The 16,286-nt window shown below is 42.3% G+C and carries 19 protein-coding genes; 5 read left to right on the plus strand and 14 right to left on the minus strand.

The annotated features are described in order from the left end of the window. Positions 1-46: 46 nt before the first annotated feature. From Q0394_RS05205 to Q0394_RS05225, 5 genes are all read left to right on the plus strand, one after another. Positions 47-682, plus strand: coding sequence for a hydrogenase-4 component G (locus Q0394_RS05205; RefSeq protein ID WP_298791674.1), 636 nt, complete (start codon positions 47-49; stop codon positions 680-682). Beyond that, on the plus strand, positions 669-1,136 hold the full coding sequence (locus Q0394_RS05210) for a hypothetical protein (RefSeq protein WP_298945870.1): 468 nt from the start codon (positions 669-671) through the stop codon (positions 1,134-1,136). Before Q0394_RS05205 ends, Q0394_RS05210 begins: the two co-directional genes overlap by 14 nt. A 304-nt stretch (positions 1,137-1,440) precedes the next feature. Next, on the plus strand, positions 1,441-2,628 hold the full coding sequence (locus Q0394_RS05215) for a porin (RefSeq protein WP_298791672.1): 1,188 nt from the start codon (positions 1,441-1,443) through the stop codon (positions 2,626-2,628). Between the two features lie 81 nt (positions 2,629-2,709). After that, on the plus strand, positions 2,710-3,273 hold the full coding sequence (locus Q0394_RS05220) for a cytochrome c (protein ID WP_298945872.1): 564 nt from the start codon (positions 2,710-2,712) through the stop codon (positions 3,271-3,273). A gap of 178 nt (positions 3,274-3,451) precedes the next feature. Further along, positions 3,452-4,642 carry a major outer membrane protein gene (locus Q0394_RS05225; protein ID WP_298791670.1) on the plus strand — a complete coding sequence of 397 codons (1,191 nt, stop codon included), beginning with the start codon at positions 3,452-3,454 and terminating at the stop codon, positions 4,640-4,642. A gap of 884 nt (positions 4,643-5,526) precedes the next feature. Here Q0394_RS05225 and Q0394_RS05230 read toward each other — a convergent pair. The 14 genes from Q0394_RS05230 to Q0394_RS05295 form a co-directional block, all read right to left on the minus strand. After that, complete coding sequence (locus Q0394_RS05230; protein ID WP_002949626.1) at positions 5,527-5,964, minus strand: DNA starvation/stationary phase protection protein; 438 nt, start codon at positions 5,962-5,964, stop codon at positions 5,527-5,529. 780 nt (positions 5,965-6,744) lie between these two features. Further along, positions 6,745-7,980 (minus strand): glucose-6-phosphate isomerase, encoded by a 1,236-nt coding sequence (locus tag Q0394_RS05235; protein WP_298945874.1) that lies wholly within the window; start codon positions 7,978-7,980, stop codon positions 6,745-6,747. Further along, on the minus strand, positions 7,967-8,800 hold the full coding sequence (galU, locus tag Q0394_RS05240) for a UTP--glucose-1-phosphate uridylyltransferase GalU (protein ID WP_298945876.1): 834 nt from the start codon (positions 8,798-8,800) through the stop codon (positions 7,967-7,969). Before galU ends, Q0394_RS05235 begins: the two co-directional genes overlap by 14 nt. 669 nt (positions 8,801-9,469) lie before the next feature. Continuing rightward, the gene (locus tag Q0394_RS05245; protein ID WP_298945878.1) at positions 9,470-9,979 is read right to left on the minus strand and encodes a flavodoxin family protein; all 510 of its coding nucleotides are present in this window, start codon (positions 9,977-9,979) and stop codon (positions 9,470-9,472) included. Next, the gene (locus Q0394_RS05250) at positions 9,976-11,199 is read right to left on the minus strand and encodes a radical SAM protein (RefSeq protein ID WP_298945880.1); all 1,224 of its coding nucleotides are present in this window, start codon (positions 11,197-11,199) and stop codon (positions 9,976-9,978) included. The genes Q0394_RS05245 and Q0394_RS05250 overlap by 4 nt, the downstream gene beginning before the upstream one ends. Then, the gene (locus Q0394_RS05255) at positions 11,200-11,430 is read right to left on the minus strand and encodes a hypothetical protein (RefSeq protein WP_298945882.1); all 231 of its coding nucleotides are present in this window, start codon (positions 11,428-11,430) and stop codon (positions 11,200-11,202) included. Between the two features lie 47 nt (positions 11,431-11,477). Continuing rightward, complete coding sequence (locus Q0394_RS05260; protein ID WP_298945885.1) at positions 11,478-11,891, minus strand: DUF5675 family protein; 414 nt, start codon at positions 11,889-11,891, stop codon at positions 11,478-11,480. Continuing rightward, positions 11,872-12,048 carry an anaerobic ribonucleoside-triphosphate reductase gene (nrdD, locus tag Q0394_RS05265; RefSeq protein ID WP_298945887.1) on the minus strand — a complete coding sequence of 59 codons (177 nt, stop codon included), beginning with the start codon at positions 12,046-12,048 and terminating at the stop codon, positions 11,872-11,874. The genes Q0394_RS05260 and nrdD overlap by 20 nt, the downstream gene beginning before the upstream one ends. Continuing rightward, complete coding sequence (locus tag Q0394_RS05270; protein ID WP_298945889.1) at positions 12,045-12,395, minus strand: hypothetical protein; 351 nt, start codon at positions 12,393-12,395, stop codon at positions 12,045-12,047. The genes nrdD and Q0394_RS05270 overlap by 4 nt, the downstream gene beginning before the upstream one ends. Before the next feature lie 106 nt (positions 12,396-12,501). After that, a complete protein-coding gene (locus Q0394_RS05275; protein ID WP_298945891.1) occupies positions 12,502-12,759 on the minus strand; it encodes a hypothetical protein in 258 nt (85 codons plus the stop codon). Then, complete coding sequence (locus tag Q0394_RS05280; RefSeq protein WP_298945893.1) at positions 12,756-13,166, minus strand: hypothetical protein; 411 nt, start codon at positions 13,164-13,166, stop codon at positions 12,756-12,758. Before Q0394_RS05280 ends, Q0394_RS05275 begins: the two co-directional genes overlap by 4 nt. Before the next feature lie 84 nt (positions 13,167-13,250). Next, on the minus strand, positions 13,251-13,871 hold the full coding sequence (locus tag Q0394_RS05285; RefSeq protein WP_298945894.1) for a hypothetical protein: 621 nt from the start codon (positions 13,869-13,871) through the stop codon (positions 13,251-13,253). 3 nt (positions 13,872-13,874) lie between these two features. Next, a complete protein-coding gene (locus tag Q0394_RS05290; RefSeq protein ID WP_298945897.1) occupies positions 13,875-14,633 on the minus strand; it encodes a hypothetical protein in 759 nt (252 codons plus the stop codon). A gap of 3 nt (positions 14,634-14,636) precedes the next feature. Beyond that, entirely contained in the window at positions 14,637-16,271 is a 1,635-nt protein-coding gene (locus tag Q0394_RS05295) for a hypothetical protein (protein WP_298945899.1), read from the minus strand. Positions 16,272-16,286: the final 15 nt, after the last annotated feature.

Genomic DNA, 16,286 nt, shown 5'->3' on the forward strand with positions numbered 1-16,286 from the left:
TAAATTTGACGATATATAATACAGAATAAAATCTAAAGGATAAAAAATGCAAAGCATGAACGGTTTAAGCCAAAATCCATACATCCCGCAACCTCGCTACGACGTGCAGAACGTCCAAAACTCGGCAAGCGTAGATCAAAATGAAAATATCAAAAGAATGCAAGAAGCCTATGCAAATATCGACGTAAAGCAGCTAACGAATAGCTATTTGTCGCATTTCCAGGCTAGGGCTGACTCAAATGCGAGCTCAAATTTCTTGTCTCAGGTTTCGGCCTTTAATGGTTCTGCAAAATTTAACGATATTTTCGGCGCTCAAAGCAAAAGTATAAATTCTCTAAACGATATCTTGTCTGGCGTTGATTTTAAATCTATCGGCTACGAGGGCAAGCCTATAACGCAACTAAGCCAAAGCGAAGCCAGCGATCTGGTGAGTGAGAATGGATTTTTCGGTATCGCAAATACTGCGGATAGGATTTCAAATTTTATCATTAGCGCCGCCGGAGACGACTTGCAAAAGCTAGAAGCCGGAAAAGAAGGTATGCTAAGGGGCTTTAAAGAGGCTGAGAAAATTTGGGGTGGCGAGCTACCTGAAATTTCGCAAAAAACGATAGAAAAAGCAACGCAAGCCGTAGATAAAAGAATAGCCGAACTTGGTGGGAACGTGCTCAGTGTTCAGGCTTAAGTTTTTAAATTTAGCCGCCGTTTTGCTGGTTTTTAGTGGTTGTGCTTTTTTTGAGCAAAAACCGCCACCAAAAGTCGTCCAAAAACCAGTTGTTCAAAAACCTGCGCCCGTTAGAGGCTCATTGCGTGGCGTGATATCAAGCGTAACCTACGACGGTGGCAAATACTGCTACGATATAAAATCAATCGACACTTCAAACGGCAAACTGCCTAGCGGTAAGTACTGTGCGGATAAATTTTACTTTTCTAGCGGAGATACCGTCTATGCAAGCGTTTCGGGCGGACTCGTCACTGAAATGCTGCTCATAAAAAGCGGAACCCATCATGTTATGCATAAAGCAAAAAAAGCGCCGAAATTTAAAAGCCCAAGCTCCACAAAAAGCTCACAGCAAGAAGAAAACAACAAGAAAATCCTAATCGAAGTTCCGAAAAGTGAAAATATCAGCTTTGATTAGCCGTTGATTTACCGAAATATTTTATAATTCTTACAAGCAATCAAAGTTAGAACTCCTTTTAAGAAGGGGATGTGCGTCCCCTTTTTTATCTTTTTATTTCGCAAAAATCCTCGAAATTAAGCTTTCATATTTAAGCTTTGTTGCTAGTATTCTTATTTTAATAATATTAAGTATCAAAAATAGCCTTGTAACAGCTTGATATATTAGTGTTTTATGATTATTTATGTTAAATTTTTGCATTAAGCTTACCACGACCGATTTTGTGCTAAAATTATGACTATAAAACTTTTATAAAGGAGAACTTATGAAACTCGCTAAAATTTCTTTAGCTGCTTTGGTTGCGCTAGGCGCTTTCTCTACTTTAAATGCTACTCCGCTTGAAGAAGCTATTAAAGATGTAGATTTTTCTGGATTTGCAAGATATAGATATACTCACAATAAAGTCCGCTGGAATGGTATGCCAGGCGCATTCAACAAAAATAATGCAAATCATAACTTCCGATTCGTAGGTACTTTTAAGGCTGCTCTTGACGATAACTTCTTTGGTGTTTTGGGTCTAAGATACGCAGCAAATGACGGTTCTGGATTTAATGGCGATACCACCAATACTACAAGCTCATTTGGTGTAAGAGAATTTTATCTTGGCTACAACATAAACAATACTACAATAACAGCTGGCAAACAATTTGTTAAAACATATTTTGACGATGATTTGGTAGGAACTGGTTTAAGAGTACAAAACACTGATATATCAGGTCTTACTTTGGTTGGTGTTGCTTTTGACGCACTTGAAACAGATAGCATTGACTATGACGGTCGACTACTATCAGGCCTAGCAGGATCAAAAAGCCTTAACTACTATGGCGTGGGTGCAATGGGAAGCTATGATCCTGTAAACTTTAAAGCTTGGTGGGCATATCTTGAGGATACCGCAAATTTATTTGCAGCTGATGCGGCTTTGAAATTTGATCTAGATGCAGTAAAACTAGGCTTACAAGCACAATATGTTCACAATGAGTCAGACGACAATAACTTTGGTGATGCAAATTTCTTCGCAGCTAAAGGTGATGTAGGATTTGCCGGAGTCGGTTTAAATGCAGGTTATATCTACTATAAGGCTAAAGACGATAAAAAATCTTTTGTAACTGTTGAAGACAACGGCAAACTAATCAACCCAGGCAAACTACTTAACTCGGTCATGAACGGTAGCGCTCAATACTACAACAATATCAAAGACAAAAACGACTATTGGTTTGTCGGAGCGTCATATAAATTTAACGAGTTTGGCTTGTATGCTAACTATATAGACGGTAAGGGCTATAGCTATAGATACAATAAGAGAGTTGATAGAGACGAGTGGAACGTCGGCGGTAGCTATGCTTACAGCAAAAAACTTAATTTCTCTACATTCTATGCAGCAGCTAAAGAAAAAGACGGAGATCATAAAAATAAACACGACCGCATAAGATTCGAAGCCAAATATAGCTTCTAATCAAAAAAGCTAGTTTTATGCTATAATCCCAAGCAAAATTTCCCTTGCTTGGGATTTTTAAATTTATCAAAAAGGTTTTTCATGAAATTTATGCATTATTCGCTTTTAGCATGTCTTTTGACTTTTTCTTTAAATGCTGCAGACGAGCCGAGTTATATATTTGAGGCAAAGGGTGAATTTGCAAAAGAGCTAAAAAGTTTGGTAGAAAAATATTCTAAAGACGAAAATATAAGTATAAACGTTTATGAAAAAGCTCCTGAGACTGATGGTGGCGGCAAGTTTTTAAATATCGGCGTAGATACCAAAAGAAGGTATAGTGTGGAAAAAGGTCGCGAACTGTATGCTAAAAATTGCGCTTCTTGTCACGGCGAAGATGGGAATAAAAGAGCTTATGGCACATCCAAAAAGTTAACTAAAGTAAGTGCAGAGGATATAGAGGCTGCTTTTTCTGGTTATCTAAACGATTCTGACTATGGCGGAAATATGAGAAATCTAATGAAAACCGTTGCCGCCAAAACAAAATATAGCGACCTTGGGGCAATTATTGCTTTTTTAAAGGGCAAAGATGCTTTGCAATACAAGGGAAGCGAACAGGAAAACTCTGATGTCTCTACTACTCCTACTCAAGGAAGCTATTTAAAATAATCCAATTTGCCGGGTCGATTTGGCTCGGCATGTTAAAAATATTTCAAATTTTAAATCCCTATAGTATATTTTAGTAAACGCTCGGTAATATTCCAAAGAAATATAAAATTTTTAAGCTTATTAAAGGCTAGATTATGTTAAGATTCTACAATATTAAATCTTATTTGAGGAGAAAATAATGAAAATTGCTAAAATTTCATTAGCTGCTTTGGTTGCACTAGGTGCTTTTTCAACTGTAGCGAGTGCTACGCCGCTTGAAGAGGCGATCAAAAATGTAGATCTTTCTGGATATGCAAGATATAGATATAATAACGTTACAGTTAAGAAAGCTAACGGTGTAAAAGATAATACGACTGCACATCACCAATTTAAATCAGAATTTTCTTTTAAAGCTGCTTTAGATGATAATTTCTTTGGTGTTTTAACACTTAGATATAATTCCAACGACAGCTCTGCTTTTAATGCAGATGGACGCAGCGATAGAACAGATACAACAAGTCCATTTAACGTAAAAGAATTTTACCTTGGATATAACGTAGGTAACACTACAATAACTGCAGGTAAGCAAACCATAGGTTCATTCTTTACTGATGATGCTGTAGGCACTGGCGTCAGAGTTGAAAATAGAGATATTACAGGCTTGACTCTAACTGCATTTGCTTTTGATGCATTAGAAAATAACGGCGAGAGCGATGGTGCTATTTACACTAATGCCCCTGGTATCTTTAATAACAACCTATATGCGGTAGCCGCTATCGGCTCTTATGATCCGGTAAGCTTCCAACTATGGTATGCATCTTTGGTTGATTCTGTTAACCTCATCATAGGTGACGTAAACTTTAGTCTTAATATTACTGATGATGTAAATATCGGTGCTCAAGTTCAGTATGCACATGCTGATATAGACAATAATGTTGGCGTAAACTTTAAAGATACGGATTTCTATGCAGGTGAACTTGGTACAAAAGTATTTGGCGCTGATGTAGCTGCTGGTTATATCGGATATAAAGTTCATGACAAAGAAAAAGGTTTTGTAAGCCTAGAGGATCAAGGTTCATTTATAGATGTAGGTGAGATAAAATCTGCTCTTGATTATACTGCTCTTGAAGGTAAAGCTAACTTCTGGTTCTTGAAAGCAGGATACACTTTTGCTGAGAAATTTAGAGTCGGTGGCGATTATTCTAATGGTAAAGTTAAACTTGCTTCAGGCGATAAAGAGAAATATCAAGAGTATGTAGCAAGACTAACTTATGACTATAGTGCTAAACTTCAGTTCTCAAGCTTCTATGCGTATGAGATTAACAAGCACCAAGATGACTCAAAAGATAAAACTAAACAGCTAAGATTCCAAGCTAAATACACATTCTAATTTTAAATATCTCGGGTTTATCCCGAGATATCTCCTTTCTATAGGTCTTTATGTTATACTTTTCAAAAAATAAGGCACAAATCCTTACTTGACTTTTAAAGTTATCTAGAAAGTATTTGATAAAATTTGCAAGCCCAAACACCCAAATAAAACATCCAAATCACTGCATTATATGATAAACTAATTTTAGGCTCAAGATAAGGAGGATTCTCTCTTGTCATCTTTGGTAAAATATGATAGAAAGTTTTTGTATTTTTACTGTTATTGAGCCCAAATTCACGCTCTTTTAATGAAGCAACAACTCTCTTTCTCTTAGCCTTCCTGTATCACTATGGTGTTGCTACGCTTTAGAGAAGATTCTTTTAATTTTAGACAATCCTAACATAATCCCAAAAATTTTCTCGACCTTTTATGTGGTTTTACTGTTGGCTTCTTGCAAAATAGCAGGCTAGTTCATTCTTTGAATATTTTACTCTACAACGAGTCTTTGCTCGCTAATCAACCTAACCATCATAGGCTTTTCCAATGGTCTCAATAAATTATAGTATTGGTATTAGTTCATTTGTAGAGTAGTTTTTAATTATTTGGGTATAGATCTTGCCGTCATGCTTTGGCTTTCCGAATACATGTGTTTTATTTACCCCTACCTTTCTTGCTTTTAAATAGCTATAGTCAATCTCTATCTTGTGGCTAAAATTACTTATTTTAACTTCGCTACGCTCGTTACTTTTTAAAAATATAGTTCTCATTGCAACTCAATGCTATTTATGTTTATATTAAGTTTTTGCTTGTTTTGAAAATGTTAAAGATAACTAAGTTGATATTTTGTAGAAATTAAAATTTGAAAGAAAAAAGAATAGAAAAAGGGGCTTGCGCCCCAAAAATTAAGCCAAAGTAGCCTTTAGCATCCAGATAGCTTTTTCATATTTTGCGATTTGATCTTGCGCCATAGTTACGGTCGTGCTGTCTTTTGCTTCTTCAGCGACTTCTTCTAGCTTTTTAAATTCGCCCAGCAAGTGCTCGTACTCAGCCAAAACGCCTTTTAAAACCTCGGTCGGAGTGTAGCTATCTTTGTTATCTGTTTTTGGATGAGCTAGCTTGTTTAGCTCTTCTATTTTGGTGATAGCTCTACCGCCTAGTTGTATAGCACGCTCAGCGACGTCGTCGAATATCTCCGCCATATCTTCATAAGCTTTTTCGGTGTATTCGTGAACGCTAAAGAACTGAATGCCTTTTACATACCAGTGATAGTCGTGAAATTTAACGAATAACGCATGAGCGTCGGCCTGAATTTGATTTAATTGAGTAACAACTTTTGACATTTTGTCTCCTTTGATTTGATTTATGATGAAATTATAGCATATAAAACTTAAAGAAAAATAATTTGCAAATAACAAAAATTATTATTTGTGAGTAAATTTTGGAATTTGCTTATACTGTTTTGCTGGATATAGACAAGCATTGCTATCCGGTATAAAAAACAAGTTTAACTTTTGATTAGGCAAAATTAATTCTTCTGAGAATTCATACATTAAATTTAGAGTATGTAAGAATGTAAATTTTGTAACTAGATAGCGTGGGTTTGAAAAATAATAAGATGATACATGACGAAAGCCTAAATTTGCTTACAAGTGCGTTTGTTGAATGCCATTTTGTAGATTAGCCATTTTGATAAGTAAAATTTTAGAATTTTACAGACAAATTCGACTAACTACGGGTTTGTGTTAAAACCGTCTCTCCGATATGCTTACTGGCGTAGGTAGGCAGGCGAGGTAAAAATTTATTGCAAAACACGCCAGTTTGCTAACCTTAGAAAGTGCTATAAAGTTGCATAATGTTATGCAAATTTATAGTTAGAGTCGTCGCAACACAAATAAAAAAGTCGTATCGCAAGGTGGCTCATTACTTTGTTCGCCAACGGTGACGGATACGCATTAAATTTCCGCCTCAAATTTACTAAAACAAAACTGCTCAAATTTAAATCCGAAATTGCTAGCGATACTGCAAACACAAGCTTGTAGGCTAAAAATTTACGTGAGCTAACGCTCTACATCTTCACAAAGCAAAATTCGCGTCAAATTTACACTCTATAGAGCCGCACTTTAGTCTTGCTTGCCTGCCGTTAGCATCGTTTTTAGTATGCGTTTGCCTACTTCAACGCCCGGCTGATCGTAGGTGTTTATGCCTAGCATTATGCCCGTAGCCGACGTGAGAAGCTCGAAATAATAAATCAAAAATCCCGCGCTCGACTCGTCTAGCCGTTCAAGCTCGATGACGTCCACGCTGATGCCTTCTTGCACGAGCGCATGCATCGTGGCGCTACACTGGGCGTTGATTAGCTCGCCCAAATTTAGCCCGTTTACGAAGTCGCAGCCCTCAAGGCCGTTTAGGCTAATGCTCGGGACCGCGACGTCCGCACCAGCGTCCGCTACTTTGATGAATGTTACCGTCTTGTCCTTTACCCCATCCATGATGAGCTGCAAAAAGCTGTGCTGATCGCGCGAGCCGATGAGTCCGACGGGCGTGAGTCCGTAGCGTTTGTAGCCTTTTTTCTTGCCTAGACTTTCCGCCCACAGCTGCACGTACCAGTCGTTAAACTCCAAAAACCTATCGCCGTAGCTAAATATCACGTTGATTTTAGCGTTTTTGTGAGTCGCGTAGTGGTAGGCTTTTTGTAGTAGCGTATCGTCGCCGTCTTCTAAAAATCGCCTCTTACACGCCCGCGCGCCTTCCAGTAGCGCCGCCGCGTCGTATCCGCACAGCATCAGCGGCACGAGTCCGATCGCGCTAAGTACGCTAAATCTACCGCCGACGTTTTTTGGGATATTAAAAAATTTAATGCCGTTTTGCTTGGCGTAGGCTTCTAGCGGCGAGGCTGGATCGGTGATGACGATGAAATTTTGGCTCAAATTTGACGGCTTAAAGCGCTCCAAAATACACTTAAATAGTGTGATCGTCTCGATCGTGGTGCCTGATTTTGACGAGATGATAAAAAGCGTCTTGTCAAATTTGATGCTCTCGCAAACGCTCTCAAAGCTAAAGGCGTCGACGTTATCGAGAAAATAAAGCTCTCGCTCGCGGCTCCTTTTAGCGCCTGATAGCATCGTTTTTAGCGCCTTTACGCCAAGACTGCTACCACCGATGCCTACTAGCACGACGCTTTTTACGTGCGCTAGAGTCGTTTCAAACTCAGCGATTTCACTTAGTAAATTTGCCCCGATTTCCGGTAGGTGATAGTAGCCGATCTCGCCGCCTTTTAGTTCGTCGTTCATGCGTTTGGCGTAGGAGCCGATCGCACTTAGCGGCGTTTTTTCGAAAAATAGCTCATTTTTTAGCATTTTTGCCTAGCTCGTAGAAGAAATTAGTCGCTTGCACGAAGCCCTCGACGCTACCGCAGTCAAAGCGCTTGCCCTTAAATTTATACGCTAGCACCATGCCGTCTTTGGCCTGCTCTTTTAGCGCGTCGGTGATTTGCACTTCGCCGTTTTTGCCGGGCTTGGTGCGCTCTAGGATCGTGAAAATATCAGGCGTCAGGATATAGCGGCCGATGACGGCTAGGTTGCTTGGAGCTTCTTTGGGATCGGGTTTTTCGACCATGTCGCTAACCATCAGCAGATCATCCTCTATCGCGCGACCCGTGACGATGCCGTAGTTTTTGCTCTGCTCGATCGGTACTTCCATCACGGCAACGACGCTGCAGCGGTACTTTTCGTAGATTTTTACCATTTGAGATAGTACGCCTTCGCCATCTTCGTTGATGCAGAGGTCATCAGCTAACACCACGCCAAAGGGCTCGTCGCGCACGAGGACTTTGCCTGTGTGGATAGCGTTGCCTAGGCCTCTCATGCTCTCTTGACGCGTGAACGAAAACGTGCAGCGCGCCATCAGCTCTCTGATCTCGGTTAGCAGGTGCTCTTTGTTCGTGCCCGAGATTTGATGCTCTAGCTCGTAACTGATGTCAAAATAATCCTCCAGCGCGCGTTTGCCGCGACCTGTGATGAAGGCCATATTTTTCATGTCGGCCTCTAGAGCCTCGTCCACGCCGTAGTGGATCAGCGGTTTTGTGAGGATCGGCAGCATCTCTTTTGGTAGTGATTTAGTCGCGGGCAAAAATCTCGTGCCGTAGCCCGCAGCCGGAAATAAACAAGTCTGTATCATAATTTTCCTTTTGATTTTTTACGAGATTATAGCGAGTTTTGGCTTATTTATAGTATTAAGGAGGATTTGGCGGATAAATTTACGGTTTGCCTTGCAAGGGCAACGAAGCGAAATCGCTAAAAGTCGCCTCACGATACGTTGCCTTAATTTTTGATGTTCAAATTTGAAGTTAAAATTGCAAATTTTACTTGCCGAGATTTGCATCTTTATGGCGCTATTTATTTTTGCCAAATTTAACGTTACGTATTTGTAGCTTCTATAAAATTAAAGCTTTCCTCTTTTATTGGTAGAGGAAGGGGATTCTACTTACGGTCTGCTTGCAGCTACGAGCAAAGCGAAGTAGAGCGTCGCCCCTTCCTCTCCCAAGCCCTCTCTAACCCCACTGCACGTTTAAGGTGGCGACACTGCTTTGCTCGCGCAAAGCGTCGCAGATTTATAATTAATTTTTAAGATACGCGGCACGATAGCACCAAATTTAACTAATTTAAATTTTGCATTTTCAAGACTCGAGTTTCGGTGTGTAAAATTTATCAAAAATTTAATCTCGATAGATTTAAAGAAAAACTAAAAATCAAACGTAAATTTGCGAATTTAAAAGATAAAGCACTCTAAATTTAACGCATAAATTCACGCCGCCAGAGCAAATTTGACCGCCAATCGGCGGCAAATTTATATCCCTCTAAATGCCACCTTCGCGTTTTCTAGGTCGTTTGCGTCTGGGTGGGTCGCAGCTCTAGCCCATCTGGCTTCGCGCTCAGGAGTTACGGCGTAGCGCGGGTCGTTGGGTGCTGCTTCGCCCATTTTGCGTAGTTGCTCGATGACTTTTGGATCGATCGCGCCCTGGCAGTAAAACTCGCGTAAAATTTCATTTTCGCCCTCGCGTAGTACAACCTTTGCCTTTTCTAGGCAGTTCATCGCGTGCTCGTGCTCGGGATCCATGCCCAGCGTCATAAACAGGCCGACTTTTTTGCCCTTTATCTCGCGTAAAAAGCGTTTAAATTTAGGCTCCGCATCGCCCTTATCGACGTAAAATCCAAGCGCGATAAAGTCGTAACCGTCCAAATTTAGGTGCAGATCCTCGGTAAATTTGACCGCCTTGCAGCCAAGCTCGTTTGCGATGGCAAGACCGACTTTCTCGGTATTTCCGGTCGCGCTCGTGTAGATAACTATTTTTTTCATTCAAAGTCCTTTTGTGAGATATTTGCTACTTCGGTGCCGATCGACATACCCCAAAATACGCCGTCGGTTGTGTAGTTTAAAAAGCCGTTTTCTATGTGCATATAGCCTTTGCTTTCGCATTTTTTGAAAAATTCCATTAGCGCGCTAAAGGTCTCAACGCTAACTAGGCTTTTTACCTGCGCGAGGTCGATTTTTGGGTACATAAAGAGGTTTTTTAGTCGTGCTTCGGCACGCTGTTTGTCGTCCACTTTGTTTATCATGCGCATTTTTTCTTTTGCGTTGTAGATGTCGTAGTAGCCTAGCTTTCCGCCAGAGCCCCTACCTAACGGCAGGATATCGGCGCCCTCGTGGCTTAGGCGGATATACTGATAGCGGTCGCGGCCGATACGGTTAAATTTAGTATGCTCTAGCACCTCGTAGTTGCCAGTACCTAGCAGCTTTTCAAAGAAAGCGTTGTGTAGCTTATGCTCGTAGTTCACGTCGTAATAATCCTGCGATACGGTCTTTGCGAGTTCTGATTTTTCAAAAAGCTGAAGCGAATAAAAGCTCGTGCTGTCGATCTCTAGCTCGTCTACTAGGCGAGCGTCTTCTAGCACTTCGTCTATCGTTTGCTCAGGGTAGTTAAAGATAACATCCGTGCAAACCATGCCGCTAAAATTTTGCCTGATCATTTTTAGATGCTCTATCGCGCCTTTTTTGTCGTGGACGCGGTTTAGCAGTTTGCGACCTTTGTCCGAAAATGTCTGCACGCCGATGCTAAAGCGGTTTACGCCTAGGCTTTCTAGTAGGCGCACTTTGCTTAAATTTAGATTGTGTAGCGTGGTTTCTAGACTAAACTCGCAGTCGTCCGAGATATTAAAATTTGATCGCAGAGCCGTGATAACCGGCTCTAGGTGCTTTTCTTTTAGTATCGTCGGAGTTCCGCCGCCAAAATAGACGCTGCGGATATCTTTAGCTTGTAGATACGGGAATTTACCGTATTTTTCGATCTCGCCCAGTAGATACTGCGTGTAGCTGTCTAGCTCGTCTTCCAGCTTCGTGCGGTTCATCGAGCAAAACGAGCAGATATTATCGCAAAAAGGCACGTGGATGTATATCACGCCGTCCTTTTGCGTCGGTAGCTCCTCGGTTAAAAATTTCTCGACCTCGGCGTTAGTCACCATCTTTATCTTTTTAGGACGCGTCGGTCCAGCGTGCCCTTTTTGCCTGGTTTCAAACATCTATTCCTCCGTTTTAAACTCGTAAGGTTTGGTAATTATACAATTCGAAATATTTTTTAACGCTTTAATTTCTAACTCCTTTGTTATTTTCACCGCTTCGTCGTTAAAAATTTTATTTTTCCCGCGAACGGCTATTATCTTTATCTCTCCGTCAAATTTATAAACCGCCAACTGAAATGAGAAAAAGAATTTCATTGAAATGAGAAAAACCGTAAAATCGCCAATTCTCATTTCAGTGAGACTTAAGTTATTCTCTAATGGTTAATCGGTGTTTAGAACTATCCAAATTCGTTTAAAATCTCCACCTCTAAATCCTTGCCCTGGATAAAACTAAGCAAAGCTTCTAGCGTCTTCACACTCTCAAACACCCCCTCGTCGTTCGCCCATTTCCCTACCAGTATGCAGCCCTCGGTATGCTTTGGATAGTTGCCCGCATGTATCTCGATATAGCGATCTTTCGCTACTCGCTCATTATGCAGCACCGGTAGCACGCGGTTAAATCTTGGCGACTTGTGCCAAACCACACTATAAAGTCCTGCCGGTATGCGCCTATCTTTGCCCCTTGCGGTCGTATCTGGTCCTGCGGACTCTAGCGTATAGCCCGTCATCAGCACGGTATTTACGCCTACTAGCTCAAATTTGCCGATAGTGCCGTCATCGATGTTCTTGTATCTACGTATGATCAGTTTCATTTTTCGTCCTTTCTTTAAATTTCACTCTTTCTTTATGCTCGCCTTTTTTGCCGACGTTAAAGCTCTCTACCGGGCGGTGATAGCCCATCACTCTCGTATAAACGATGCAGCGCGTGCGCCTTGCTTGCATGCTCTCCAGTATCTCGTCGTCCCTCATTTTAGCTCCTCTTCGTATTCGCTCTTTGCGCAGCCGCCGTCCGTGCCTAGACTCTCTATCTTCTTGTTTGCGGCTTTGTCGATCTTTCTACGTACCCAACCTCCGCCCATAAATGCTACAATGCCCCCGACGCCTAGCGAAAATTCAATATCGTGTATAAAAAATTTCACGATTGAAAATGTTGCACCGCAAAGAAACGCTGCCGTAAGAGTGGCAGCGAGAAACGCCCATCTCGTGCGATGTTTTCTTGGTTTTCCGTCGTCGTCGAGCAGTCCCAATGCCCCGCCGATGAGCCCTACCAGCAATACCCAAAGTAGATACCAGTACTCTTTGTCGATCCAGCTCATCCCATCACCGCCCCGAAAATCAAGGCGAGCAGGACCGATAGAACTATCTCGAGTATCCTTTTTTTGCTAAGCCTAAAACCCATAATCTTTCTAATCACTAGCTCGCTCATTGCGGCTCCTTGCCCGCGCACAGCAAAAGCAGCCTTTCGACCTCTTCGTGATATGCCGCTACCTTTCCGGCAGTCGACGGGTTTGTTTTGTCAAAGCTTGGCTTTGGCGGCAGCTCCACGTCGCAGCGCACGGGTTTGTCCACGTCTTGGTACTGGGTGCGGGCTATGATTTGGGGCTCCGTGCCCGCGCAACCGCAAAGTATAATGATCAAGCCGCAAATAAGGACAAATTCGATCGCTTTTTCTATCTTCATTTTCCTAGCCCCCTAAATAGCCTTTCATAGTATCCCAGCTTCTTTTCGCATCCGCTGTCTTTTGGCGGAGGCTCCATGCTCTCGTATTTGGCTCGTATCTCCTTTTTAAGGCCCGCTTGGCTTTGTCGAATCTGTTTCATATCCAGCGCTATACTCTCGATGGCCTGATTTTGAGCGGAGATCTTGGAGTTGCACTCGGAGAGATTTGCCGCATAAATTTGGCTTTCCGCCTCTTTGAGCGCTAGCTTCGTTTGCTCTTTTTCCAGCTTGTCCTTGACGTCTTGCGTTTCGGCTTTTGCGCTATTTAGCGCGCCGTTTAGCCGCCATATCTCAATCCCTGCGCCGCCGAGGGCTATCAGCAAAGCGACGCCCGCGGATATTATAAATTTGATATTCAAAAAGCCCATTTCACGCTCCTTTCAGTAGTTTTACCGCGGCGGTTATGATGAGGACGGCTGCCGCGATCAGTACGAATTTCTTTGTTGATGCGTTCATTCTTTGACCTTTCTCATGGGGTGAAATGCCCACACAGTCTTTAGCACCTTTTTGTCCTCGCCCTCAGTGTATTCGTGCCAATTTTCGGGATTTGCGCCGGCTATGTCCATGAGCTTCCAGCCCACGTAAATGCGGACATAAAAGCCTTTGCACCACCTAATCGTGCGGTAGTAGCCGAAACGCTCACGTCCGTCTTTGAGCCTACACTCTACCTTGCACCACGAGCTTGCTTTGCCGCCGTTTGACGTGACGGACGGGTCTCCGAACGTTTTGATAGAGGCGGGGTCTATCTCGCTTGTTTTTACGCCGAGGTATTTCACGCAAAAATACCCGATGCGGTTTCGCAGTAGCCAGCAAAGACGAGCGAAATAAGTTCGGTTTTTAGGGGGCGGGAAGTGATCCCGTCTCCATCCGCCGTCGCCGTTTATGGCCGCGCTTTGCCCATCGTAGTAGTCGCCCGCATCCTCAAACCAGCGAAAACATCGCGGCAGATGATCGTCGCTCTTTTTTGCGAAAAGCAAAGCGATCGGCACAATGAAAAAGGCAAGTATCTCAAGCGGAAGCTCGATGATGAAATTTTTGGCTACTTGTAGCCATTGTTTTAGGGTGGGTTTCATCGGCTACTCCTTGATCTCAATAACGTTGTCTTGAAAAATCGGCGTTATATATAGCTCATCTTTTTTTAGAAATATCGCCTTGCCGCTAAATATCGGCGTTGAGGCTCCAATAAGATTTGCTAACAAATTTTCCCTTCTTTTCCTAGAAAAGTCGCTGTCGCCTAGAATATACGGGACTGTAGCCCCTTCAAAAGTACTGCCGGGGCTGACAATGGGGCGCCCCTCGCCATAGCGAGCGTTTGGCGAATAGGATAGTTTTTCTCCATCAAAAATATAGCATACTCCCTCGCTAAAAGTACCTTTAAGCACTCCATTAAATCCGCAATACCCATAGTAGCTATTGCTGTCCGAATATACCGTATAGCCGTCTAGTACTTTTACTATGGTTAAATCCTTTACTAAGAATATTCTATTTTCGCCCATAAAACTTACAAAAATCTCTAGCTTGCCTTTAAATAAGCAAAAACTTAGTCTAAAATTGGTCGGCGTACTTCTTTTTAGGTCTATTCCCTTAAGGGTGTTGTCTTTTATATTTAAAATCGCAAGCGCATATTTTTGCGCCCCGGCAGTCCCACGAAAAAGCCCGTCGACGCTTGTGCATAAAAAATTATCCTCGTTTATCCTGATAAGCCGTTGATACTCGTCTAAAAAATCAAACTCGCCGATTAAATTTAATTTTATAGGCTGCATTAAAGACAAAGGCAAAGCCTTTTTTGGTCTAAACGCAAACTGTTTGTCGTCGTTTTTAAAATACTCTTTCATTGTTTATCCTTTGTAGTTTTTGCCCGTTAAAAATTTCATCGGTATTTTTATGCCCATTATTATGTCTGGGATATAAAATCTAGGGTTTCTCGAAGCTGCACGTACAAATAAGACATAAGCGTATCCGTCTTTAAGAGAGACGTTTACGGGGTAGTATTCCTCAGGCATACGAACGCATCTAACTCCGTATTTAACGTCGTAGATATAGCTAGGGGAATAATATTCGTCGCTAAAGTTTTTTATTACCAAATAGTCGGTTCTTCCTAAAAAACCGGAAAATTTAAGATTTATGATGGGTTTTAAAGCCTTACCGCTTTTAACGTCGTAAACGTACTCACCCGAGATAATAAAGCCGCTAGGCGAACTACGATGAAATGGCGTCCTAATATCGCCGTCTAGCCGCTTAGGCAGATAAATCTCGCCCTCGCTTGCAAGAGTTAGGTCGGTATCTGTGATTTTAAACGTAAAATCGCCTATTTTTAGGTAGTTAAACGCCACGTAAGCGCTCCCGTAAGCGCTAAATTTATCGTCATCTATCTTTTTCTTAAACGCGAATTTTAAGGTCCCAGCCGCCGCGTCCACTGTATAAACGTAGGCCTCTTTTTTTGACGTATCTAGATAAATCAGATATTTGCTTTCAAAGCTTTGTAGCGGATCTCTGTCTGGGGTTTGACTATTTTTGTTAAAGCCTTTCATCCCTTTTGCTGCGCTAAAAATATAGACGCTACTGTCTTTTTGACAATATACGTATGCCTTGCCGCCGTCTATTAGCGTTATGGTTTTTTCTATGTTATATATAGCCACAGCATCACCTTTCCTAAACGGCAAAATTTCGTCCGATCCCTCAAACGCGATCGGTATTACGCTATGGTTATACGTCCAGAGATTAATGTCGCCTTCAAACAAAAGAGTACTCAAAAGGGCATAATTGTTTTGGCCAGTAGGAACCTGCTGCTCGTTTGCCACGACCGGGGAAGCCTCCATATAATCCCACATCGCAAGGTCGCTCTCGTAAGCAGACGGCATAGCTCCGCTCATAGCCGCAGTTCTTATTTCTTTGCCGGTTTGGTCTAGTTTTTGAGTTACGTCCGCGCTCAATGTTTCGTTTAGTTCTGCTATTTTCTTGCTCGAGTAGGTTTTCGTCTCGCTTTGGCCGGTGTCGTCGATGAAGCCGTCTTTTACGATGTTTTTCATTTGCTCTAGCGTATTTGTTGCCGTTTGTAGCTCTGTTTTTGTTTGCTCGGCGGCTTGCTCGCTTTGTTTTGCGGCCTGTGCGCTGCTCTGGGCTGCGTCCGCGATAGCCGTGAGCGCTTCTTGCGCGCTTTGCTTGATTTCTTGCGTTTGCGTCTTGATTTGGGCTGCCGCTTGCGCGCTACTCTCGGCTTCGCTAGCGCTTATTGCTGCCGCTTCTTTTGCTTCGCTTGCCGTTTGCGCGGATGCTTGTGCGGCATCTTTTGCGCTTTGGGCGGTAGCGCTTGCGTCCTCGCTTCTTTGAGCATTTGCTTCCGCTTCCTCAGCTAAAGCGTTTGCTTCGTCTCTAAATGGGTTAAGAGCCGCTACGAACACGTCGGCTCGGTCGTCGAAATTTTGAGGCTCGGCCGTGGTAGGCGGCTGGGGCAACTTAGTTATTTGTTTCATTTTCTCTCCTTTAAA

This window comes from uncultured Campylobacter sp. (genome assembly GCF_938039205.1).
Classification (GTDB): Bacteria; Campylobacterota; Campylobacteria; order Campylobacterales; family Campylobacteraceae; genus Campylobacter_A.